Origin of the sequence: Acidovorax sp. DW039, assembly GCF_037101375.1 — a bacterium.
Lineage (GTDB): Bacteria > Pseudomonadota > Gammaproteobacteria > Burkholderiales > Burkholderiaceae_C > Acidovorax.
The window spans coordinates 4,591,188-4,614,049 of sequence record NZ_AP029019.1; the positions used below are offsets into that span (position 1 = coordinate 4,591,188).

The window sequence follows — 22,862 nt, forward strand, 5'->3', positions numbered from 1 at the left end:
AGTCTATGTGCGGGTCACTGAATATCGGCCAGCTATGGCTTCAGCGACCGGATACACCGCCCGTAACCATGGGCGAGCATCACTCACCGTCCGAAATCTCCACCTGCTTCAGCTCCGCGAACTTGGCCGCCATCGTCGGGTTGCCGCGCGTGAGCTTCTTGATCGTCAGGTCCTCGGCCTTGTCGTTGGCCAAGCGCAAATTGTTCGCTGACTTGTGCAGCGCTTCCTTGGTCTTCTCCAGGTCCTTGATGGCCTCGTCAATGCGCTTGACGGCCTCCTCAAACCCGTCTGACGCCAGGCGCCAGTTGCGGCCAAACGCCGTTTTGAACTCGTCGAGCTGCGTCTCAAACTTGGTGATGTCCAGGTTCTGCGAACGCACCATTGCCAGCTCGGACTTGTACTTCAGCGAGTTCAACGCGGCATTGCGCAGCAGCGTGATCAGCGGCACAAAGAACTGCGGCCGCACCACATACATCTTGGGGTAGCGGTGCGACACATCGACGATGCCGCTGTTGTACAGCTCACTCTCCGGCTCCAGCAGGGACACCAGCACCGCGTACTCGCACGCCTTCTCGGTGCGGTCCTTGTCCAGCTCTTTCAAGAAGTCTTCGTTCTTCTTTTTGGTGGCCGTCTCATCGCTCTCGTTCTTCATCTCAAACATGATGGAAACGATCTCGGTGCCGTGCTCATCCGCCTCACGAAAGATGTAGTCGCCCTTGCTGCCGGTGCGCGCGTCGTTGTCCTTGTCAAAGTGCGCACGCTGAAACGCCGCCGCACGGATGCGGTTGAACTCAATCTCGCAGTGCTGCTCCAGCGTCTCTCCCACCATCTTGGTCGATAGTCGGGCCTTCATGTCGCGCAGGCGCTCAATCTCGTTTTCGCGGTCGCGCAGCTGCAAGGCGAATTGCTCCTTGATGGCTTTCTCTTCCAGCTGGTTTTTGACGGTGATGAGGCTCAGGTCATGTTTCAAGGCATCGCGCTCCTGGGCGACCACGCCCACGGCCTGGTTCACCGCCTCCGTCACCGCCAACTGGCGCGCCACATCGCTGGCCGCCAGCTTGGCTTGCAGCGCCTGAATCTCGGCGTCCTTTTTAGCGGCCTCGGCCTGCAGCGCATGGGCCAACTTGGCCTCGGCCAACTGGGCTGCGGCCTGCTGCGCGCTGCGCGCTTGGGCCAGCTCGTTGGCCAGCGCATCGCGCTCCTTGCTCACCGCGCCCAAGGCTTCTGTAACGGCCAGCTTGCGCTCCACCTCCCCCGCGTCCAGCTGGGCTTTCAGCGCCTGAATCTCCGTGTCTTTAGCTGCCGCAGCCTTTTGCAGCGCATTGGTCACCTCGGCCTTGGCCAGGGCAATCGCGTCGCGCTTTTCCCGCTCGGCCAGTTCAAGACGCTCGTGCAACTGCTGCTCAAACTCGCCATCACGCACCTGCTTGAGGATGTCGGCATACCCCGCTTCGTCGATTTTGAAGGCTTTGCTGCAGTGGGGGCAGATGATTTCGTGCATGGGGGTGATGTTGTTTGGACTGGTACGGGCCTGAGCATATCGGTCGTTATGAGAGGGCGGGTGACCACAAATGAGCCAACGCAGGATAGCGGGCAAGCCGGAAAGTCCGATAAAAGTTGTAATAGATGGGTGGGGTGGCAAGTGAGTGACAAACAAAATCACCGCAGATGTGGCGCTAGAAGCATCAAACTCCGACTAGCGTATGGGCTGCTACCCGAATACATGAGGCAGCATGATTTTGTATCGCGTAACAGCTTAAAAATGCCTTGGAAGAGCGTCTTATTCCGAAGCCCCATCGCTGGGAATAAGGGCATTTCCATCTCTGAATATTTCTACCAGATGAACGTAGTCCAATCCTTTCCAAATCGAGGGTGGAATATGTTCAAAAATAATCATCTGAAATTCACTTGAATAATTATTAATCATGCGAGCCACAAAATCATTCAACATCTTCATTGCTGACGTGATTTTGGAAGTGTCACTACTACTAAGTTCTTGCTCCTGAATAGATTCATCACCATAGTAGGGGCGACTAGGCTGATCAATAATTATTAAGGGTGGAACGAACGCAGATTGATTGCTAATGGCAAGCTCTTGCAAAGCAAGCATATTTATTAAGTGAAGAAACATGTGGTTTGAACTACTGCCAACATTTTCAATATGCATTGATGCCGGCTTTCTTAGTCGCAATCTCTTATCGGAGTAGCTAAAAATAGCCTCATAGTTTGCATAATTCTCTAGAGAGGAACTGACTTGATTAAGTAGACGTTGAGCATTTTGCTCAATATTTCGAATCGCTAAGTCACGCCTCTCCTCCACGTCAGTTACTCTAATTTTTTCAAGCTCCTCTTCAATTCGCCTAATTTCACCCTCTAAGTCAATGTCAGCTACTTTTGGTGTATTGCCAAATACTTCTAATTTTCCCTTTGCCTCACCGATGAACATCCATCTTTCGCGATCGGATTTAAATGCTTCCTGATCTATTGGTAGGGCCTGAAGTTCAGTCCTAAGTCGAAGCCTTTCAGCCTCATAACCTCTTCGTATTTCGGCAATTTGAATATCAACAGGATTTCGGTTGCGAATGGCAATTTTTAAGCGGCTAAAGTCATCGCGTAAAGCCTCTAAAAGCGATGAGAAGGCAGATGACCGAATTAGTGATGGTTCGCTTTCCGCAAGGACATCGATAGGCCGTAGACTATCTTCAGTCTCGGATAAGGTTTTCTTGTAACTAGCGTACTCACTCTTAAATCGATCAAGGTTCCGTATTTTTCTATCAATTTCGTATATGGCAGCACTAATTTCCTGATATTTTCCTCTCCAAGAAGTCGGCTTATCTTTGCTGAGTATTTCTTCCTGGATTGCCGAGGAAAGTGCTCTGACTGGGTCACTCGTATCAGCTTCCACGGCCAAGCCCAAAGCTGCTGCGCGAGTTGCTAGCTTTTCCAATTCCGGAGCCGACTTGCTTGCATTCTCAAATCTAGTACGCAATCGCTTCTGAAGCTTCTGTAGTTGTATCTCAAGTGCTGCCCGTCTCTCGCGCGCCAAAATATTGGGCGCATCGTCTATACCCATTGCCAAGTCAAATACTCGGGGCAATGCCTCGCGATATCGGTCTTGTGACTGCTTATCAAAAAAAACAGTACTGCTTGTAATGATGTCTTCAGACAAGCTGCAGAACAGCAGGAAAAACCGAAAAGATAATTGAGAGCCAGCTCTAATGCTTTGGCCTCCATATGGAGTATTTATCCGATCGTCAATGCCAAATTCAATTTGAAGAAGTTTTTTTACAGCCGTTTCATTTGTATTTTTCGATGGCTTATCCGGAAGCTCGCCGATTGTGGACAGAAAATATTCATCCGAAACCACGCTACCGATTGGGCTTCGCCTACATATTGTTATGTGCTTATTGCCAATATGAAACCGAACGCCATACCACGCCACAGATTCATTGATAATACTTTCGGATATTGTATGCTTACTCGAAGCCAAACAATAATCAAATATATCTAAGATTGCAGTTTTTCCTGTTCCGCTTTTTCCTGTAACGATATTGATTTTCCCTGGAAGAAATTCGATTGTTCTCCGGCGCCCATTTTTAAGCCAGAGACATATGCTATCAATACTGAATCTCATAATTTAATTCGCAGATTTAGGTAAAGTTCTTCCGGTGAAGATTCGAGCATTCGCTCAACGTTCGATGCCGCTCTACTGATTTTTTGCGCACGGGCACCCATGGAGTCAATAGCAGTGATGGGTCGAATAAAAGAAAGTGTCCTACCCTCTAAATGAGTCACTCCGATTTCGTTTAAAAGAAGTATTGCATTGAAGGACGTTGCGAGTGATACCTCATATCGACGCCAAAAGTTTGTAAAAAATTCAGGATGCTCAATGAACAGCGATGTAAAACCTGAAATATTTATATTTTTTCGTGAAAGATAACTTAGTGTTTGCCGATGCATAACCGTCGGAAAAATGAGCGGCACTTTTGATAACGTCATGCCATTGGTTGCTTTTGCTAGTGTTTCGGAAATGGCAATCGCAGCTAATCCTATATTATTAAAGTGGTCAAAATTCATTTGAATTTACTCTCCCACTCATGATCCCATCCAATGGTAGGTAGGTCAGATAAATAATAAAAAACACCATTGCTCAGCCTAGTTTCTAAGGGATTCATGTCGACTGATAAGGCGCTACGTCGCAATTCATCAATCATTGCGAGTGCCTGGGTCTTTTTTTCATCTGCACTCATTGCGTCAGCAAATCGATAAGCCTGTCTAAATCGGCTATACCAGATGGATTGGGTTTCGTCGTACATGTGATCGACATCGTCCGCAGTCAATAACCCATCTGCGACCCACTTGGTCAAGTGATTCTCCAACATCACTTTTTCGGTCGTGTATCTAATAATGGCATCAGTGTCTTTGTCCGCGAAATCACCAATTTCTAATAGTTGTCGGATGAAGGTCTGATCGGTGAGGTTTGCAGGAGGTACAAAAGAAAATTTGTGTCGCACTAGTTTTGTTGCACGCGTATCATCAAAAATTTTCGAATATTTGGTGATGAAATCTTGGAACGAGATTGTTATTGCACACCCCGCCTTGGTGGCTAGATAGTTGTCTTTATGTAGATTGGAGTGTAATTTTGCAAATACCTCATCCACTCTGTGCGCTGCAATCACCTTGTTGAGGATAGATTTCTTTACCCTGCCAATGATGTCATCTTCGTTTAGCTCAAATTTAATATGCAGAAGGAATATTTTTAATACTTCCTCGTTTAAGGATCGGATGCTATTTAGATAACCTTTAATTGTTTGATTGTCAGTCTTTGACTCAAAGAAAGTAAGCTTTTCCACTACGCTTACATACTTACTGCTATCAAAATGATAAGCGTTTAGTGTATTTATAAATGAATTTCCACCATTTTCTGACTTATTGCTTGCCAATAAGAAAGTGGTTTTTTTCACAAATTCAATTTGCTTATCAATATCTTTTCTTCCATCTGATGCATCGCAAATAACCTTTGCCCAATTGGAGATGGTTTTCCAAAGGTCTATGTCAAGCTCGCTAAGCGCAATCGGAAATCCATTGGCCGCTTTTTGCGTGGTGTGTTTCAGCTGAATAAGAATCTGCTTGTCCGAATTTAATTCGGTGTGGACATCATCCTTTACCTCAATGCCAACCGATTCACCGACTTTCATATTAAGAATGGCATCCAAGAAGTAAAAAAATTGAAAGTCAAAACCGATGCTTTTGTCTATAGCATTTGTTTTGTCTGTAAAAGTTCTATTCATTTTTTATCTCAAGTGATTTACTTGACTTGACAGAGTTATCTTGGTGAAGAAACCATCCCCACCCCCGTCACCAACCGCTGCGTAGCCGCCCCATACAACACTCGCGCCGCCTGCTTCTCGTCCTCCCCGCCACAGGTAGTGCCCCATGCCCGTGCCGGGTAGCGCCACCACAGGGAACTCCAGGCCTTTGCTGACCTTCATTGTCATCACCTTGATCTTGTTGCTGGTGGGGTCAAAGTGGCCGGGCTGATGCCGTTCTCTACCGGTAACTTGTGTTGCGCCAAGGTGCGAGCGCAGCGCACCGCTTCACCACTTAGCGCGGTCATACCAACCCGCCTCCGTTTTGACCTGTCGAAGTGCGTCATGTCAGTCTTTTCCACCATAGAAATCCAGCTCGGCCTGCGCCCCCGGCAAGGTTGATGGCAATCCACGAGCGAGCAAATCCTTGGCGCTGACGACCTTGTTCAAAACCACAACCGCGCGAGCAAGCAGCGCCAGAAGGAACAGCAGGCAGACAAACAGAGACCAGCGCTGTTCTTTCAGCTTGCTTGCTAGGTGCGGCGGCCACTCGTCCGTTGGTAAAAACTCGCACAACGTTTTCACCTCGGCCTCCGTGAAAGAGGTACGTGCGGCATTCGCGGCCAGCGGCTGATCACAGTCGCTCTTTTTCAATGGGTTTCTGTTGAAGACGACAGGGGGCCACAAGGTCTGTGCGCTGGACTCTGTTGCGAGAAAGGTCCGCTCGCTCGACTTGAGGGTGAACGGCACCTGCGGAATCAGCATCAGCCAAGCTAAGGCCAGCGAACCGACAAGGGACACGGCAAACACCGTAATCTGGGCAAAAAGATAGGGGCGTGAGGGCAAGTCTTGCTTGCGCACCTGCCGCAGCCCGGTGTCAAAGTAGCGCCCGCAAGCAGCAATTTGGCGCAGGTCAACGCGATTGATTTGTGCCCACTGAATCAACTGGTGCGCTTCTTCCAGGCTGGCCGCCTGCACGCCAGAGAACATGCGAAAGGACATGAGGTTGGTTTGCTCATCCACATACGCACGGATCGCTGGGTCTGAAATTTCATCGCTGCCGTGCACCAGCAGCCACAGGCGCCGCAGCAGGGTATGCAGCGACACGGTGCGCCAGATGACGATGACAAAGCCTGCGATGAGCACCACTGGCACCAAAGCGGCCAGTGCGCCGCCGAACTGCGTGATGGTGGCGAAGTCCATCACGCGGCAGGCTGATCAAAGCGCCATGTGAGGCAAAGGTAAATGGCGCTGCGGGCTTGTTCTTCCCGTCGCTCAGCCAGTCGTTTTTCTCCAGGGGTCATGCGCGGCAGGCACGCACCTAGGGCCGGTATCAATGTCGCCATGCAGGGGCGCGCTCCCAAAGGTCAGTTGTATGCAGATGTTTCCCCCAATCTATGCAGGGGGAGGGCTCTGCACAACTACCAAAGTTGGTAGGTCAAGCCCCAAAGTGCCTGCACCGGGCCATGGAGGTCAAAAACAGTGCTTGCGCTCATCCAGCAAGCGCAAGCAGCTATCTTTTCAATAGCGCATCAAGGCAAGCGGGCCAGGGTGCCTGCCTGGGCCTCGCGCACGGCGGCCTCGGCGTCGGCGGGCAGGAGCAGGCCCTGTTGCTGCAGGCGCCAGGTGGCGGCGCGCACGGCGGCGATGTAGTGGTCTGGCGTGGGGTAGCGCTCTGCGATGGAGGGGCGGGGGTCTTTGCGGGCCAGGCGTTCGGCGCGGGTGGCGGCCAGGGGCAAGGTGGCGCCTTGCTGGGTGCAGATGCCGGAGGGGTTTTGTGGATCGATGGGCGCAGTGGTCTTGGCGTTCCAGCCCACGTAGGTGGCGCGGGGCACGGCCACGGCGGGCAGGCGCACAGCGCCCAGGGCCAGGCCGTCGGCGTCGGTGCGGGGCACCAGCACGGGGTATTGGCCCAGCACGGTGGGCAGGCCGCTGGCGCTGTCGGTGCGCCACGATGGGGTGGCGTAGCCCTGGTAGCCCAGTAGCGCACGCAGGCCGTGGTATTGGCCGGGGAAGATGGTGTGGTCGGCGGGCACCAGGGTGCCGTCTGCCACGTTGGGGTATTGGCTGGCCGGTGGCTCGGTGCCGCTGCGCACCCAGGCGTCCATGCGGGTGAGCAGGGCGCGCATCAGCGGGCCTGCGTAGATGGGCGATGTGGGCAGCAGGCAGCCTGCCTCGGCCTTGGCGACCGCATCAAACGCGGCAAAGTGCGGGGTGCCTGCCACCAGGTAGGCGCGCACGTTGGCGGGCAGGGGCAGGTGTTGGGCCTGGGGGTCGGTCACGCTATGGCTGCCGTGCGATGCCCACATTTCGTATTCCGAATCGACCTGCATGATGCGTGGGCAGGTGCTGGTGGCTGTGCAGCGCTGCAGCAGGCCGTCGGTGCGGCCGGTTTGTGCATCGGTGCTGGTGGCGTAGGCCATGGGGAACTGGTCTACGGGGTACAGGTCGTCGCTGTTGGGGCCGGGGTTGCGGGCGGGCTGGGCAAAGCGGGCGTTGGTGTAGCTGCGGCGCGCGCCGGGTATTTGCAGCAGCAGGCCGTCGTACACGGGGCGGTGGTCTGCGCTTTCGTTCAGGCCCAGGTACACAAAGTCGCGCAGCACGCGGCCAGATTGCGAGATGCCGGTGCCCAGCAGGGTCTGCATGGTGGGCTTGCCGCCTGCAGCCAGCGGGTTGGCGGCGCTGGTGTCGTGCCGCAGAAAGTGCGCCACATCGCGCAGCGCCGCCAGCCCCATGCCCATGGGCTTGGCATCGCGCGCGGTGTAGGTGAATTCGTAGATGGCGTCTGCAGGCTGCCCTGCAGGGCGGGTGATGGCGATGGTCTGGTCGTCCACAAACCGGAAGGCCAGGCCCGCAGGCTGGCTGCGGGGGTCTTGCAGGCGGGCACGCACGGTGAGCTGTGCGCCCTCGCGGCTGGCGGCGGGGTAGGCGAGCTTGACGGTTTGCTCGGCCTCGGTCTGCTTGGGGGTAAAGACCCATTCATCCCGCGAGGGGCCGGTCACACCGGGCAGCGTGGGCAGGTTGATGCCCAGTGCCGCTGCGCCCTTGCCGCCGCTGGCCGGCAGGTCGCCCTGCCAGCCGATCCACGCCAGGGTGTAGCCCTGTGCCAGCAGGAAGCCGGTGCCTGCATCGGCGGCCTCGCCCAGGCGGCCATAGGTGGGCGGGGCGTTGTCAAAGCCGGGGCCGATGAGTTTGCGGCCCCGGTTGGGCACCTCTACCAGCAGGGTGCCGTTGGGGCGCTGGGGCTGGAGGATGACGACATCGGCCACGGCCGTGACGCGGCCTGCTGCATCGCGCGGGGCCAGGGCCAGGTCGGCAATGACAGCGTTACGGGGGTCGGCAGGGTCCAGCGCCAGCGTGGCGCGGGCCAGGGTTTTGGTGGCGGTGCCGCGGTCGCCAAAACTGCGGGCCTGCAGCGCGGGGGCCTCGGTGGCCAGCACTTCAAACCGGGAGACCTGGGCTTGCGCCAGGCTGGGCATGAAGGCTGCCGCTACGGCCCACCCTGCGAGCTTGGTGCCCAGTGACCACGCAGAGCGCTGTGACTTGGACTGGGAAAGCACGGCGGGCAAAGCCTGCGGTGCCGTAAGGTGGCAAGGGGCGGCGGGCTGCAAGCGGCTGCGCATGGGTCAACTCCTGAAAGGGGTGTGGGCAAAGGATAGGGACGCGGCGACAAAGCGCAGCGGGGTGAAACCCGAAGGCCGCCCGGCCCTCACCCGCCCTGTGCGTGCACTGCGCCAGCCCTGCGCCAGTGATGATGCCGGGCTGACGCTGAGGCATCAGTGGGGATGAGAAAGGCTGGCGGCCAGGACGGGTGCAAGGCCTCAGGTCAGGCGCAAGGTGGGCTCGGTACTGCCCTGGCTGGCGGCGCGTGCAGGCTGCGCTGCAGCGCCGCCCAGACCGGCCACGCGGAAGAAAGCCACCAGCTCGGCCAGCTGGCGGGCCTGGTCGTTGAGGGAGTTGGCCACGGCGGCAGATTCCTCGACCAGCGCAGCGTTTTCCTGGGTGACCTGGTCGATCTGCGCCACGGCCTGGTTGACCTGATGGATGCCTGCGCGCTGCTCTTGCGATGCGGCGGTGATCTCTTCGATGATGACGCGCACCTGCTGCACGGCGCTGACGATTTCCGTCATGGTGGTGCCTGCGCGGTCTACCAGCTCAGAGCCATCGTGCACCTTGGAGACGGAGGCATCGATCAGGCTCTTGATCTCTTTGGCGGCCTGCGCGCTGCGCCCGGCCAGGCTGCGCACTTCCGATGCCACCACGGCAAAGCCCCGGCCCTGCTCGCCCGCGCGGGCGGCCTCTACCGCGGCGTTGAGGGCGAGGATGTTGGTCTGGAACGCGATGGAGTCGATGACGCCAATGATTTCGGAGATACGGTTGGAGCTGTCGGTAATGCCGCGCATGGTCTCCACCACGTTGCCCATCACGGCGCCGCCGCGCTCGGCAATGCTGGCGGCGTTGTTGGCCAGCTCGCCCGCGCGCTGGGCGTTGTCGGCGTTCTGGGTCACGGTGCTGGTCAGCTGCTCCATGCTGGCGGCGGTTTGCTGCAGCGATGAAGCCTGCGATTCGGTGCGGGCCGAGAGGTCGAGGTTGCCCGAGGCGATTTCGCCGGCAGCGTGGCGGATTTCTTCCGTGCCGTTGCGGATGTTGCCGATGAGCTGGGCCAGGCGGCTTTGCATGGTGTGCATGGCGTGCATCAGGCTATGGGTGTTGTTGCCCACGGTGGGCACCACCACGGTCAGGTCGCCTTCGGCAATGCGGCCCGCCACTTCGCTGGCGGTTGCAGGCTCGCCGCCCAGGCTGCCCGTCACGCTGCGGATGATGAGCAGCATGGACACATGGATGATGGCACCCAGCAGCAGCACGATGATGGCCAGGCTGGTGATGGTTTTGTAGAAGGCGGCCTGGATGTCGCCCACCAGCACGCCCGCCATGATGTGCCAGTCCCACGCCTTGTTGTAGCGCACATAGGTGATCTTGGGCATGCGTTCGACCTTGCCGTCGGGCTGCGTCACGCCCGCCTGGTAGGAGACAAAGCCCTGCCCGTTCTTGGTGCCCATGTCGGCCAGCTCGCGGTAGTAGGCCACGCCATCGGGGTCCTTGCGGTCGCCCACGTTGGTTCCAATGAGGTTGCCGCCGGTGGGGTGCATCAGCATGAGCGGAGCGGAGTCGATGACGAAGAGGAAGTTCTTGCCGCCATCAAACCGGAGCTTGGACAGGCGGGCCAGCGCCTGCTCTTTGGCGGCGGGCAGTTCCATGCGCCCGGCGGTCACTTCGGCGGCGTACGAGTCCACCAGGCTGTAGCCCAGGTCCACGATGTGGCGCACGGCGGCCTGGCGCTCTTCCGTCACCAGCGAGCGCGCATGGAAAGCCGCCCAGGCCCCCAGCAGGAACAGCCCGAGCCACATCAGGATCAGGGCCAATGTCAGTTTGGTTTTCAGTCGCATAGAAAGGTCAAGGTCGGCTGGCAGTGCAGCGTGAAGAACGGAATGCAATCAGCGCGCGGCCTGATGTGCGAGCCCCCTGCAAGCAGTTGGCTACCACCAGCGCGGAATGCAAACGGGGCACCAAGGGCGCAGGTTGCAAAGCACGCGGGGGTTACCAAACACTAGGGTTAACACCAATAAAAGACCGCAAGAGGCCGGATTGTTAACCAAAATCAGTAACAAAACATTTCTATTTGACATTTGTGCAACGTTTTTTATTGCGTTATCTGCCTCGCTTTCTTTGCTTTATTGCGTGCTCCCTGTGGCGGCTTCCCACCATAAAAAATGCTGCCAGCGCTTGATGAATAAGCGCAGGCAGCTATCAAAAGCAGAGCATCAAAAACAAAGGCAGCCGAAGCTGCCTTTGTGGGATGACGTGTTGGAGGTTGCCCCCCTCGCCCGCCTTGCCCGCCGCACCCGTTTTGCCAGCAGGGTGGCTGGGGGGTGTTACTTGCCCTGCACGTAGGCGTTGCGGGCCGTCACGGCCAGATCGGGGTAGTTGGCAAACATGCCGTCCATGCCCATGTCCAGGAACTTGCGGAACTCGGTGGCTGCCAGGGTGGCATCGGCCTGGGCAAAGGTCCAGCCGTGCACCTTCAGGCCTGCGGCGTGGGCCTGGTCGATGAATTCCTTGGTCACGGGGTAGGTGGTGTTGTTGATGAGCACGCCCACGCCTTCGTTGAAGGTGGCCACCTCCTGCAGGGTGAGGGTGGTCACGCTGGTGCCGCCCACCACGCCCATGCGCAGGGAGCCATCGGCGGCCTTGGTGGCCACGCCCAGCAGGATCTGCGGCATCTTGTTGTTCTGGGCGACCTGCTTGGCGCGCAGGCTGCGCAGCGTGGCATCGCTGAACGACTGGATGAACACCTTGCTGGAGGCGTTGTAGCCATTGGCCGTCAGGGTCTTGAGGATGCCGTCCTCCATCACCGGGTCAGCCTGCTTGGCTTCGGGGTAGATGCCCACTTCGCGGCCCACGGTGCTGCTTTGCTTCTTGGCAAAGTCCACCACTTCCTGAAAGGTGGGCACGGTGAAAGGGGTGGCTGCGCTGGGGGTGAAGCCGGGGTAGCTGGTCTTGCCCGTGCCGGTGGGCACCACGGTCAGGGTCTTGATCTCGGCCAGCGTGAAGTCGGCCACCTTGTAGGCGCCATTGCGCTTGGCAAACAGCGAGGCGATGTTGGTGGTGCGCTCCAGCGTGTCGTCGTGCATGGCCACCAGCACACCGTCCTTGGTGATCTGCAGGTCGGGCTCGATGTAGTCCGCGCCCATGCGGATGGCCAGCTCGTAGCCGCCCAGCGTGTGCTCGGGCAGGTGGCCGCTGGCGCCGCGGTGGGCAATCACCTGGGGTTGCGCGGGGGCGTCGTCGCTGCCACCGCAGCCCACCAGCAAAAGGGCAGACAGGCAGACTGCAGCAAAGGAAGAAAGTGCTTTCATGGCGTGATTCCGTTGTGGGAAAAACGCGCGACTGTAGAAGCGCGCAATGACATTGTGGTGACATTGCGCCGCAGGGCTGACACCTTCAGGACAGGGCGCCCGCTTGCAGAACGAGGACTATCGCGGCAGCGAAGTCACCGCGCCACCATCCAGCAATTGCTCCTGGCTGCCGGGTGGGCAGGGCTGGTCGGTGTAGGTGGTGCGGCCGTCCTGCACGCATTTGCGGGGGGTGGGCACCACGGGGGCTGAAGCCGCGCCGCGTGCACCCTGACCGCCCGCCTGGCTGGGGGGCTTGCGGTCAGCAGGCAATGTGTCAGGCCCCGGCCGCGTGAGCTTGCCCCAGGCCCGCTGCGCCCAAGGGGCTGCCTCGGCGGCGTAACGGCCCCAGTGGTCGTGCGTCCACCACGCGGCACCGGCCACCAGCAGCAGGGCCAGCAGTATCCAGAGGGCACGTTGCAAGGGACGGCGCATGGTCGGTGTGAAGGCGAATTTGGTGGAGGGAAGGGCAGCAGGCCGATCTGACCACACCACCCATCAGCTCATGGAATCAGGTCGCTGGATCAAGCCGTTTTGGCCGCTTGCGGCGGCGGGGCCACAGCGTAACCCAGCTGGGCCACCAACGCACTAGGGCGCTGCTGGTGGGCCAGCAGGGTGAGCTGCTGGCGCGCACGGGTCATGCCCACATACAGCGTGTTGCGCTCCTGCTCCTGCGGGGCCTGGGGGTCGGGGAAAGCGCCCTGCTCCAGGTACGGGATGAGCACGTGCTCAAACTCCAGCCCCTTCACGTGGCCGATGTGGGCCAGCACCAGACTAGCGGTGCTGCGCAGCTCGCGCTGGCGTTGCTCGGCCGCGTTCAGGTGCAAGAAGTAGTCGCGCGCGCTGGCAAAGGCCTGGGCGGCCTGGCTCAGCCCGACCAGGTTGGCCAGGGCGTCGGCGCGGCGCTGGCGCGAGACAAACACCTCGCGCACCACGGTCTCGATCTGCAGGGCTTGCAGCAGGCGGGCCAGGGTGTCGGGGCCCTGGGCTTCCTGGGCCACCTTCAGCGCGTTGCGCAGGCGGCGCTGCATGGCGGGCTCCACGTTGGCCACGATCTGGTTCGTGAAAAAGCTCTCCAGAAACAGCGGGTTGTCCGTCACGCTGCGAATGGCGTCTTCCAGCAGCTCGTGCTGCGATTCGTGCTCGCGCCCCTTGACCACAATGCGTGCGCCGCAGAAGAAGACCAGGGCACGCATGAGCTTTTCGCGGGTGCGCGGCTCGGTCACGCTGTCGAAGTTGTCGGTGGCCACGGCCAGCAGGCCGCGCACCAGCAGCACCTCGGGGCGCAACAGGTAGCTTTCAAAGCCGCTCACGGTGTAGGGCACGCCGTCGGCCAGCAGGCGGTTTTCAATGGCGATGGACTGGCCCGGATGGCGCAGCAGCACGGCCAGGCCTGCCATCTTGCCGCGCGTGGCGGTGCGCCACTGCTGCACCTGCTGGGCGATCAGGTCCACGCAGTGGGCCTCGTCCTCGTAGCCCAGCAGTTGCACGGCGGTTTCATGCGCGGCCAGCGAGCCGTAGGGCTTGCCTGCCAGCCGCCCGGCCTTGGCGGCCAGCTTGCGGCCAAAGCGGTGGCTGGGGGTGAGGGGCAGGCGCACCACGCGGCGGCTGGTGTGCGTGGCAATCGCATCGCCCATGTAGGCGGCATCAGCCCCGTGCGCGCCGAAGATCACTTGGTCGCGGTCGCCCACGCCGCAGAACTGGCACAGGGTGGAGTCGAGCAGCTCGCGCAGCACGCGGAACGATGCCGCGTTCACGTCGTGCATCTCGTCCACCAGCAGCATCTGCACATTGCGCGGCCAGTGCGGCAGGCTGGCGGCGGTGTCGCCCTCCAGCAGGCGGCGGGCCAGGTCGTAGGTGGCATCGTACGGGCCGCGAAACAGCGGCTGCTCGGCCAGCTCGCGGCGGCGAATGCGTTCATACGCACGAAACACCTTGAGCAGGGTGTAGCTCACGCCCAGGTCGCCCGCGTAGTCGGGCGATGCGGGGCGGTCTTCGCGCTCCATATCGTCCTTGAGCGTGCCCTTGAGCCACAGCGCCATGGCCAGAAAGTCTTCGATAAACCCGGCATCGCCCGCACTGGGCAGTTGCAGCTCTTCGGGCCAGCGCTCGTGTTCGCTGGCCTCCACGCGCTGCACGGCGTCCCACACGTAGGGGCGCAGGGCCTCGATGTCGGTGAGCTGCTCCACGGGGGCCACATAGGGCTCCTGCAGCATGGCGGTGCAGAAGGCGTCAAAGCTGGCAATGCGAAAGCGCGCCACCACTGGCGCGGGCAACCCGATCTTGCGCAGCGCGGCCTGCAGGGCCTGGCAGGCGGTGTCGGTGTAGGTCAGGGCCAGGCAGCGCTCGGGCGGCATGCCCCCCATCCACGCCTGGGCCATGCGCAGCGCCAGCGTGGTGGTTTTGGCGGCACCGGCGTTGGCCTCGATGATGAGCGTGCGCTCGGCAGACATCTGCACGGCGACCTGCTCGTCAGTGGGGGTGATGTGTTTGGGTTGGTACGGGTGAACGGTCGCCAACGGGAATCCTCAGGAGTGCAGGGGCCGCACGGCGCTGCGGGAGCGCCGGGGCGGGGCCTGGTCGCGCGAGCTCAGCGCCGCCGACCTACGCCCACGTCAATCTCGCCATAGACGGTGACGCCGCTGCTGCCGCCGCCCACGTCCGTCACAGCGTTGCCTTGGGGGCCGCTGCTGCTATTGCCGCTACTGCGTTTGTACAGGGGGCCAGAGGCATCGCCCCCGGCCGAAGGCGTGCCCGCGCAACCCGCAAGCAGGCCCAGCGCTGCGCACAGCGCCCAGGCACGTGCGCAGGCTTGCGCGGTCATTCCTCGCCGCCCAGGTGGTTGCCCAAAATGCCTGCCAGCTCGAACATGCCCGCGCTGTCTTTGCCAAACACGGCGCGCAGCTTGTCGTCGGCGACGATGGTGCGCTTGTCCCTGGGGTCCTGCAGGTTGTGGGTCTTGATGTATTCCCACATCTTCTTCACGGCCTCGGGGCGGGCCACCGGCTCGCTGCCAATCACCGCGGCCAGGGCAGCGCTGGGGGCCTTGCCTGCCGCAGCCTTGCGGGGGGCTTTGGCGGCTGCTTTCTTTGCCGGGGCTTTTTTGGCTGCAGCGCCCGTCTTTGCTGCGCTGGTAGCTCCTGTTTTTGCAGCACCTGCTGCAGGCTTGCGGGGTGGGAACTTGCTGGGCGCAAACTCAAAGTTGACCTTGCCCGCCTCCTTGTCCCACGCCAGGTGGGCCTTGAAGTTGCGGCGCGTGCGCATGCTCACAAACTTGTCGAGCAGGTCGGTCTTGCCGGTCTCCAGCAGCTTGTGCATCTGCTCGCGCTCCACGGGCTGCTGCAGGATGACCTTGCCGCTCTTGAAGGTGCAACTGGGTGTGGGCTGCGCAGCGGTGGGCACGGCCTTGCTGCACACGTAGTTGCTGCCGTGCTCGTGCACGTCCGATCCGCAGATGGGGCATGGGCCCAGGGATGCGTCTTCAAACTCGACGATCTCGCCAGACTCTTCGCCCTTCTTGTCGTCGCCAAAGTCAAATTCCAGCTTGTAGTTGTGCGCCTCGTCGTCGTACTTGATGACGATTTCGGAGGTGAACGGCCAGCCCGCCTTGGAGCGGAAGCCCTCCAGCGGGCCGATCTTCTTGTCGCGCAGCAGTTGCTCGGCCTCGGCGGTTTCAAACGTGCGGCCTGCGGGCGATTTGCCAAAGCTGAAGCCACAGCCTTCGCCGTGTCCGCCCGCGCCTGTGCAGGCGTAGCGGCGGTAGTTTTCCTTGACCACGCCGCCACAGTTGGGGCAAGGGGTTTGCAGCGTGGCGTAGTCGCCGGGGATGGTGTCGCGGTCGTATTCCTTGGCCTTCTTCACCATGCGCTCGGTCATGGCGGCAATCTCGCGCATGAAGGCTTCACGGCTGAGCTGGCCCTTTTCCATCTGCGATAGCTTGTACTCCCACTCGCCGGTGAGGTCGGCGCGGCAGAGTTCTTCCACCTCCAGCCCGCGCAGCAGCGTCATGAGCTGGAAGGCCTTGGCCGTGGGAATGATTTCGCGGCCTTCGCGCAGCATGTACTTTTCGGTCAGCAGCCCTTCGATGATGGCGGCGCGGGTGGCGGGCGTGCCCAGGCCTTTTTCCTGCATGGCTTCGCGCAGCTCGTCGTCGTCGATCTGCTTGCCCGCGCTTTCCATGGCGCCGAGCAGCGTGGCTTCGGAGTAGCGGGCGGGCGGCTTGGTCTTGAGGCCCTTGGGATCGACCTGCAGCGTGTTGACCATTTCGCCGGGTTTGACGGGCACCAGGTTCTGGCCCTTGTCACCGTCCTTGCCGCCTTCTACTTCGTCAGCCGCTTCCTTACCGTAGATGGTAAGCCAGCCGGGCTTGACCAGCACCTTCCCTTCGGTCTTGAAGCTGTGCGGGGCCACGGTGCTGATGCGGGTGGTCACGGTGTATTCAGCACTGGGGAAGAACACCGCCATGAAGCGGCGCACCACCAGGTCGTACAGCTTTTGCTCGGCCTCACTCAGGCCCGACGGAGCCTGCGTGGTGGGGATGATGGCAAAGTGATCGCTGACCTTGGCATTGTCAAAAATGCGCTTGGACGGGCGGATGTAGTTGTTGTTGAGCGCCGTGAGCGCGTGCGGTGCCAGGTGGCGCATGCCGTGGGACTGCACATCGGCCAGCATCTCAAAGGTCTGCTTGGCCACGGGCAGGTAATCCTCAGGCAGGGCGCGCGAATCGGTACGGGGGTAGGTCAGCGCCTTGTGGCGTTCGTACAGGCTCTGGGCCAAGGCCAGCGTGGTTTTGGCGCTGAAGCCGAATTTGCCGTTGGCCTCGCGCTGCAGGCTGGTCAGGTCGAACAGCAGGGGCGATGCCTGCGTGGTGGGCTTGCTCTCTTCGGTGACGGTGGCCTGCTTGCCGCGCACGGCGTTGGCTATTGATTGGGCTTCGGCCAGCGACCAGACGCGGTCGGCCTTGGCTTCGGCATCCTCGCCCTTCTTCCACTTGGGGTCGAACCACTTGGCGGGGTATTCGCCCGCCTGGGCGCCAAAGGTGGCGTGGATTTCCCAGTAGTCGCGGCTCACGAACTTGCGGATCTTTTCCTCGCGCTCCACCACCAGCGACAGCGTGGGCGTCTGCACCCGGCCCACGGTGGTCAGGAAGAACCCACCGTCGCGCGAGTTGAACGCCGTCATGGCGCGCGTGCCGTTGATGCCCACCAGCCAGTCGGCCTCAGAGCGGCTGCGCGCCGCGCTGGCCAGGCCCGCCATCTGCTGCTCGGAGCGCAGGGCGTTGAAGCCGTCGCGGATGGCCTGGGGCGTCATGGACTGCAGCCACAGGCGCTTGACGGGCTTGCCCAGCGGTTTGCTGCCGCCCGCGTACTGCTCGATCAGGCGGAAGATCAGCTCCCCTTCGCGGCCCGCGTCACAGGCGTTGATGAGTTCGGTCACGTCCTTGCGCTTGGCCTGCTTGACCACCGCGTTCAGGCGGCTCTTGGTCTTGTCCACCGGCTTCAGGTCAAAGTACGGCGGAATCACCGGCAGGTGCGCAAAGCTCCACTTGCCGCGCTTCACATCAAACTGCTCGGGGGCCTGGATCTCTACCAGATGGCCCACGGCACTGGTGACTACATAACGGTCGTTCTCGAAGTGGTCTTCGTGCTTGTCGAACTTGCCCGAGACGGGCGTGAGGGCGCGCACGATGTCCTGCGCCACCGATGGTTTTTCTGCAATTACCAGGGTCTTGGTCATTTTGGGGCTCTCGCCAGTCGTTCTGGTGTCGTTCTCGTATCGTTCTAGCTTCCAGCAGCCCGAGGTCCACCCCGGGCGCTTCTACAATCCGGCTCTCACGCGCATGCACACGCATACACGCGCACGCACACACATGTGCACTATCAAGTTAACAGAGTTTTTGCCATGGCCCGCAATGCAACGCCTGCAGACCCCAACGCCCACTCCGGCCGCCGCATCCAGACCCGGCGCTCCGGCGTGCATGGCAAAGGCGTTTTTGCCCTGCAGGACATCGCCGCAGGCGAGGTGCTGGTGGAGTACACCGGCGAAATCATCACCTGGCAGGAGGCGCAAGACCGCCACCCGCACGACCCCAGCCAGCCCAACCACACGTTCTACTTCCATGTGGATGAAGACCGGGTGATTGACGCCAACTACGGTGGCAACTCCGCACGCTGGATCAACCACAGCTGCGACCCCAACTGCTTTGCTGACGAGCAGGACGGGCGCATTTTCATCACGGCGCTGCGCAATATCAAGGCGGGCGAAGAACTGAGCTACGACTACGGCCTCATCATTGAAGAGCGCTACACCAAGAAGCTCAAGGCCGAATACCCCTGCTGGTGCGGCGCAGCCACCTGCCGCGGCACGCTGCTGGCCCCCAAGCGCGGCTGGCGCCCCCCCATGCCGGACCTGCCCCCGCCAGAGCCGCGCGCTGCAGTGAGCAAAGCCAAGGCATCCAGGACCGGCAAGTCCTCCAAGGCCCACAAAACTAACCAGGGCGGCAAGGCATGACCACCCCCATCCGCTGGCCCGCCGAGGCCGTCTGGGAGGCTGTGGCACCGTTGCTGCCCGGCTTTACGGTCGAGGTGCTGCCCACCATTGACTCCACCAACACCGAGCTGATGCGCCGCGCCCGCGCCGGGCAGACCGAGCCCACCCTGCTGGTGGCCGAGCAGCAGACCGCCGGGCGAGGCCGCCTGGGCCGGGTGTGGCAAAGCGATGTCGGCGCTTCTTTAATGCTGTCGCTGGGCCTGCCGATGGCCCCTAAGGACTGGTCAGGCCTGTCGCTGGCCGTGGGCGTGAGCGTGGCAGAAAGCCTGCAGCCCACCCTGCCCCCGGCGCAACCGGGCCAGCCCCCGCGCATCGGCCTGAAGTGGCCCAACGACCTGTGGCTGAGCGGTGACCGCAAGCTGGGCGGCATTCTGGTGGAGACCGCCAGCTTTGTAGCCCCCCAGGCCGCGCAGCCAGCCACAGCCCATGGCACCGCTGCCCGCTACGTGGTGGTGGGCATTGGCATCAACGTGCTGCCGCGCAGCGCCGAGGGCATGAGCATGCCCCCCGGCTGCCTGCAGGATGTGGAGCCGGGCCTGGACGCGCCCGCTGCGCTGCTGCGCATCGTGCCGCCGCTGGTGGCCATGCTGCAGGGCTTTGAGGCCTGCGGCTTTGCGCCCGTGCAACCCCGCTTTGCCGCACGCGATGTGCTGCAGGGCCGCCCCGTCACCCTGAGCGATGGGCAGGCGGGCATGGCCAATGGCGTGGGCGATGATGGCGCTTTGCTGGTGCACACCGCCCAAGGCATGCAGGCCGTGACCAGTGCGGAAATCAGCGTTCGCCCTGCCGTGGTTTCCACGTCCCTGTGAGCAGCCCACTCATTCACTCTGACACCTAGCCAGGAAAACAGGAAAAGCCCCGCCCATGCTGCGCCTTGTCGTCATCGCCCTGCTGCTGGCCAACGCTGGCTATTACGCCTGGACCCAGGGCTGGCTACGCAGCGCCGGATTCATGCCCGCCGAGCAGGCGGAGCCCCAGCGGGTGCAACAGCAGATCCGCCCCGAAACCCTGAAGGTGCTGCGCACCCAGGGCAGCGCCACCGCGCCAGTGCCCACGCCGCCCCCGCCTGCCCCCTCTGCGGCGCAGGCTGACTCTGGCGCGTCTGCCACAGCTTCTGCCACAACGGCAGCCACCCCACCCGCCGATGCCGGGGAATGCCTGCAGGCGGGCATTTTTGATGACAAGCAGGCGGCCGCCCTGCGCACTGCAGCCGCCGCACTGCCCGCAGGCAGCTGGAGCCTGGAGCCCACGCCCATCACCGGCCGCTGGATGATCTACATGGGCCGCTTTGACGACCAGGACACGCTGGACAAGAAGCGCGCCGAGCTGCGCGCCCGCAAGGTGGACTTTGACCGCGCGGGCGGCACCCTGGAACTGGGCCTGTCGCTGGGCCGCTTTTCTACCGAAGAGGCCGCACAACGCGGCCTGACCGCGCTGAGCGCCCAGGGCGTTCGCACGGCGCGCGTCATTCAGGAGCGCCAGGCCGCCAACGGCTTCACCCTGCGCCTGCCCGCCGTGACCGACGCGCAGCGCCAGCAGTTCCTGAACACCCTGCGCCCGGCCATGGCAGGCAAGACGCTGGGTGCCTGCGGCTGACAGGCGTTGCGCCCATGCGGGTAATGCACACCCACGCTGCACGCCCCTGAATCACTACATTTTTGATAGCTGCCTGCGCTTGGTTTACGAGCGCTAGGGCCGAATATTCCCTCAAGATCCTGCTCCAGCGCACGCCGCAGGCTACGATCACCCCATGACCACCCAGTACGAAACCCTGCGCCCCGAAGAAACCTACCGCGAGGCCTTCGGCGTAGAGCCGCCCGCCACCCCTGTGGAGCGGCTGCTGTGGCCCCGCAAGCCCGCAGGCTTTGTGGTGCACCAGGCCCGCTGGAACGCGCAACCCAGCCCGCCAGAAAACACCCCCGCAAACACCACCGCCCCCGCACAGGCAGAGGCCAGCCCCGGCAGTGACGAGCCAACGGCCCCTGCACCCGCCGACCGCACCCGCCTGCTGGTGCCCGCGCAGTGGGGGCTGGTGCCGCACTGGGTCAAGTCGGCATCCGATGCCAAGCTGCGCGCCCCCAAGCTGGTCACCGCCAAGTCCGATCTGGTCTCCACGGCCACGGCTTTCCGCGACGCCTGGCTGGCCGGGCAGCGCTGCATCGTACCCATGCAGGCCTTTTTTGCGGACGACTACCGCAAGGGCGGCAAGCCGGTGCCCACGCGCATTGCCCGCGTGGATGGCAAGCCCATGGGCGTGGCCGGGCTGTGGGCGCGCTGGCAGGGCGCAGAGGGGGAAGAGATCATCAGCTACGCGCTCATCACCGTGAACGCCAATGCCCACGGGCTGATGAACCGCTACCAGGCACCGGGCAGCGAAAAGAGCATGCCCGCCATCCTGAACGAAGGTGCCTACGACGCGTGGCTGAATGCACGGGTCGAAAAGGCCAAGGAGTTCTTGCGCCTGTACCCAGCGCAATCACTGCTGGCCAACCCGGTGGAGAAGAAGGCGGACAAAGCGCCCAAGGGCTGGCTGGACTGAGCCAGCCCGCCTCGCACACACCGCCGCTCAACGCGCCTTGAGCAGCTCTGGCACCTTCAGCAGCACCAGTTCGTTGTCGTCCGCCTTGTTGGGGTCGCGGCTGGAGCTGAAGGGCAGGTTGTTGTCGTTGCCCACCACGATGTGCTGCTCGTCCACCACATCCACGTTTTCAATGGTGAAGAACGGGAAGGTGAGCACGCCGTTGTTCAGCGGCTTCTTGGCCAGGCGCTGCGGGTCCTGAATGTTCATCAGGTCGATGTAGCCCACCTTGCGGATTTCGCCGCCCACGTTGGCATCGTTCAACTCCACCTTGTACACACGCTTGAACTGCGCCAGGTCGTGGAAGCAATCCGTGCGCTGCTGGCCGGTGGGGCAGGCCTTGTCGGCCGTGCCTTCGCCGTTGTCGCGCTCGATGATGAGACCCATGCTGGCGTCGATCATGTTGAAGTCGCCAATCGCGTGGTGGTTGGCCTCCAGCACGTACTTCCAGTGGCGGCCCGTCCATTGCTCGGTCTTCACATCGAATTCGAGCACGCGCAGGTACTGCTTGCCGCCCACGTTCTCGTAGGCCTTGGCGGCGTCGTTCCACAGCGCGCCTTCGAGCAGGGCGTAGAGCTTGCTGCCGTCCTTGCTGGCGGCCATGCCTTCAAAGCCCTTGGAGCGTTTCACGTCGAACGCGGTGGGCTTGGCATCGGGTGCGCCGGGCATCAGCACGCCGGGCGCATCGGGCGAGCGCACCACCTTGCCGTCCACCTTCGTCTCGAACACCGCCAGCACCTTGCCGTTCAAATCGGCCTTGATGAGGAAGGGGCCAAACTCGTCGCCAATCCACAGCGCACCGCCCGCAAACTGGAAGCTCTCGGGGTCAAAGTCCGCGCCCGTCAGGTAGCGCTTTTCTGTGCCCTCTTGCGTGATGCGGAAAGGCACCTTCTTGTCGGGGTCGTGCAGGAAGATGGTCTTTTGGCGGGTGAACTGGCCACTCTTGAAGTCCACCTGGTAGTGGCTCAGGTGCAGCATGAAGTCGGGCGAGTTGGCCTTGGAGCCCGCGCCGTTGTCCGTCAGCAGCCAGAAGCTGCCATCTGCCATGCGCTTGATGCCCGAGTGGCCTTGCAACGGCTGGCCGTCAAACGGCAGACCAATGCCCGTGGGGCGCCCAGCCGACAGGCCCGCCACCGAACCCAGCTTATCCACGCGCTGCGCGGTGGTGAATTTGCCCGCATGGCGCAGATCAGTCGGTGCATCGGCGGGAGCAGCGATCACCGTCATGGCAGGCATCACGGCATGGCCCGCCAGCGTGGCGGGGTAGGCTTGCTGCGCGTGGGCATTGAAAGCAGGCGACAGGGCAACGCAAGCCAGCGCAACGCTGGCAGCCAGACGATTCAGAGAGAAGAAAGCAGACATGGTGGCAAGGGTGCACAAAATGAAAGGCGCAACCTTGCCGGGGGGATGTGACGGGGGTGTGACGAGTACAAGCGCGACTGCGACGTGTTTATGACACAGGCCGACTGTGAG

The 22,862-nt window shown here is 61.4% G+C and carries 17 protein-coding genes; 4 read left to right on the forward strand and 13 right to left on the reverse strand.

Annotated features, from left to right (window positions below; translation table 11 throughout):
• Window positions 1–79: 79 nt before the first annotated feature.
• The 12 genes from AACH87_RS20615 to AACH87_RS20670 all read right to left on the reverse strand — a co-directional run bounded on the left by AACH87_RS20615 (window position 80) and on the right by AACH87_RS20670 (window position 17,998).
• On the reverse strand, window positions 80–1,501 hold the full coding sequence (locus AACH87_RS20615) for a DUF2130 domain-containing protein (RefSeq protein WP_338796433.1): 1,422 nt from the start codon (window positions 1,499–1,501) through the stop codon (window positions 80–82).
• Window positions 1,502–1,780: 279 nt separating this feature from the next.
• Complete coding sequence (locus AACH87_RS20620) at window positions 1,781–3,634, reverse strand: DUF3732 domain-containing protein (protein ID WP_338796434.1); 1,854 nt, start codon at window positions 3,632–3,634, stop codon at window positions 1,781–1,783.
• Window positions 3,631–4,077, reverse strand: coding sequence for a three component ABC system middle component (locus AACH87_RS20625; RefSeq protein ID WP_338796435.1), 447 nt, complete (start codon window positions 4,075–4,077; stop codon window positions 3,631–3,633). The genes AACH87_RS20620 and AACH87_RS20625 overlap by 4 nt, the downstream gene beginning before the upstream one ends.
• Complete coding sequence (locus tag AACH87_RS20630) at window positions 4,074–5,291, reverse strand: hypothetical protein (RefSeq protein WP_338796436.1); 1,218 nt, start codon at window positions 5,289–5,291, stop codon at window positions 4,074–4,076. Before AACH87_RS20630 ends, AACH87_RS20625 begins: the two co-directional genes overlap by 4 nt.
• 366 nt (window positions 5,292–5,657) lie before the next feature.
• The gene (locus AACH87_RS20635) at window positions 5,658–6,512 is read right to left on the reverse strand and encodes a DUF6216 family protein (RefSeq protein ID WP_338796437.1); all 855 of its coding nucleotides are present in this window, start codon (window positions 6,510–6,512) and stop codon (window positions 5,658–5,660) included.
• Window positions 6,513–6,841: 329 nt separating this feature from the next.
• Complete coding sequence (locus AACH87_RS20640; protein ID WP_338796438.1) at window positions 6,842–8,932, reverse strand: alpha/beta hydrolase domain-containing protein; 2,091 nt, start codon at window positions 8,930–8,932, stop codon at window positions 6,842–6,844.
• A 198-nt stretch (window positions 8,933–9,130) separates the two neighbouring features.
• On the reverse strand, window positions 9,131–10,756 hold the full coding sequence (locus tag AACH87_RS20645) for a methyl-accepting chemotaxis protein (protein ID WP_338796439.1): 1,626 nt from the start codon (window positions 10,754–10,756) through the stop codon (window positions 9,131–9,133).
• Between the two features lie 486 nt (window positions 10,757–11,242).
• Complete coding sequence (locus tag AACH87_RS20650; RefSeq protein ID WP_338796440.1) at window positions 11,243–12,226, reverse strand: glycerophosphodiester phosphodiesterase family protein; 984 nt, start codon at window positions 12,224–12,226, stop codon at window positions 11,243–11,245.
• 117 nt (window positions 12,227–12,343) lie between these two features.
• Window positions 12,344–12,697 carry a DUF4124 domain-containing protein gene (locus AACH87_RS20655; RefSeq protein ID WP_338796441.1) on the reverse strand — a complete coding sequence of 118 codons (354 nt, stop codon included), beginning with the start codon at window positions 12,695–12,697 and terminating at the stop codon, window positions 12,344–12,346.
• An 89-nt stretch (window positions 12,698–12,786) separates the two neighbouring features.
• Window positions 12,787–14,781 carry an ATP-dependent helicase gene (locus AACH87_RS20660; protein ID WP_338796442.1) on the reverse strand — a complete coding sequence of 665 codons (1,995 nt, stop codon included), beginning with the start codon at window positions 14,779–14,781 and terminating at the stop codon, window positions 12,787–12,789.
• A 71-nt stretch (window positions 14,782–14,852) separates the two neighbouring features.
• Window positions 14,853–15,086 (reverse strand): hypothetical protein, encoded by a 234-nt coding sequence (locus AACH87_RS20665; protein WP_338796443.1) that lies wholly within the window; start codon window positions 15,084–15,086, stop codon window positions 14,853–14,855.
• Complete coding sequence (locus AACH87_RS20670) at window positions 15,083–17,998, reverse strand: DNA topoisomerase III (protein WP_338796444.1); 2,916 nt, start codon at window positions 17,996–17,998, stop codon at window positions 15,083–15,085. Before AACH87_RS20670 ends, AACH87_RS20665 begins: the two co-directional genes overlap by 4 nt.
• Window positions 17,999–18,163: 165 nt before the next feature.
• Here AACH87_RS20670 and AACH87_RS20675 point away from each other — a divergent pair, with 165 nt between their 5' ends.
• The 4 genes from AACH87_RS20675 to AACH87_RS20690 all read left to right on the forward strand — a co-directional run bounded on the left by AACH87_RS20675 (window position 18,164) and on the right by AACH87_RS20690 (window position 21,350).
• The gene (locus tag AACH87_RS20675) at window positions 18,164–18,772 is read left to right on the forward strand and encodes an SET domain-containing protein-lysine N-methyltransferase (RefSeq protein ID WP_338796445.1); all 609 of its coding nucleotides are present in this window, start codon (window positions 18,164–18,166) and stop codon (window positions 18,770–18,772) included.
• A complete protein-coding gene (locus AACH87_RS20680) occupies window positions 18,769–19,620 on the forward strand; it encodes a biotin--[acetyl-CoA-carboxylase] ligase (RefSeq protein ID WP_338796446.1) in 852 nt (283 codons plus the stop codon). Before AACH87_RS20675 ends, AACH87_RS20680 begins: the two co-directional genes overlap by 4 nt.
• A 55-nt stretch (window positions 19,621–19,675) precedes the next feature.
• On the forward strand, window positions 19,676–20,407 hold the full coding sequence (locus AACH87_RS20685; RefSeq protein WP_338796447.1) for an SPOR domain-containing protein: 732 nt from the start codon (window positions 19,676–19,678) through the stop codon (window positions 20,405–20,407).
• 154 nt (window positions 20,408–20,561) lie between these two features.
• The gene (locus tag AACH87_RS20690) at window positions 20,562–21,350 is read left to right on the forward strand and encodes an SOS response-associated peptidase family protein (RefSeq protein WP_338796448.1); all 789 of its coding nucleotides are present in this window, start codon (window positions 20,562–20,564) and stop codon (window positions 21,348–21,350) included.
• A gap of 27 nt (window positions 21,351–21,377) precedes the next feature.
• Here AACH87_RS20690 and AACH87_RS20695 read toward each other — a convergent pair whose 3' ends face one another.
• Window positions 21,378–22,751: an esterase-like activity of phytase family protein gene (locus AACH87_RS20695; RefSeq protein ID WP_338796449.1), complete on the reverse strand. Its 1,374-nt coding sequence runs from the start codon at window positions 22,749–22,751 to the stop codon at window positions 21,378–21,380.
• Window positions 22,752–22,862 lie beyond the last annotated feature (111 nt).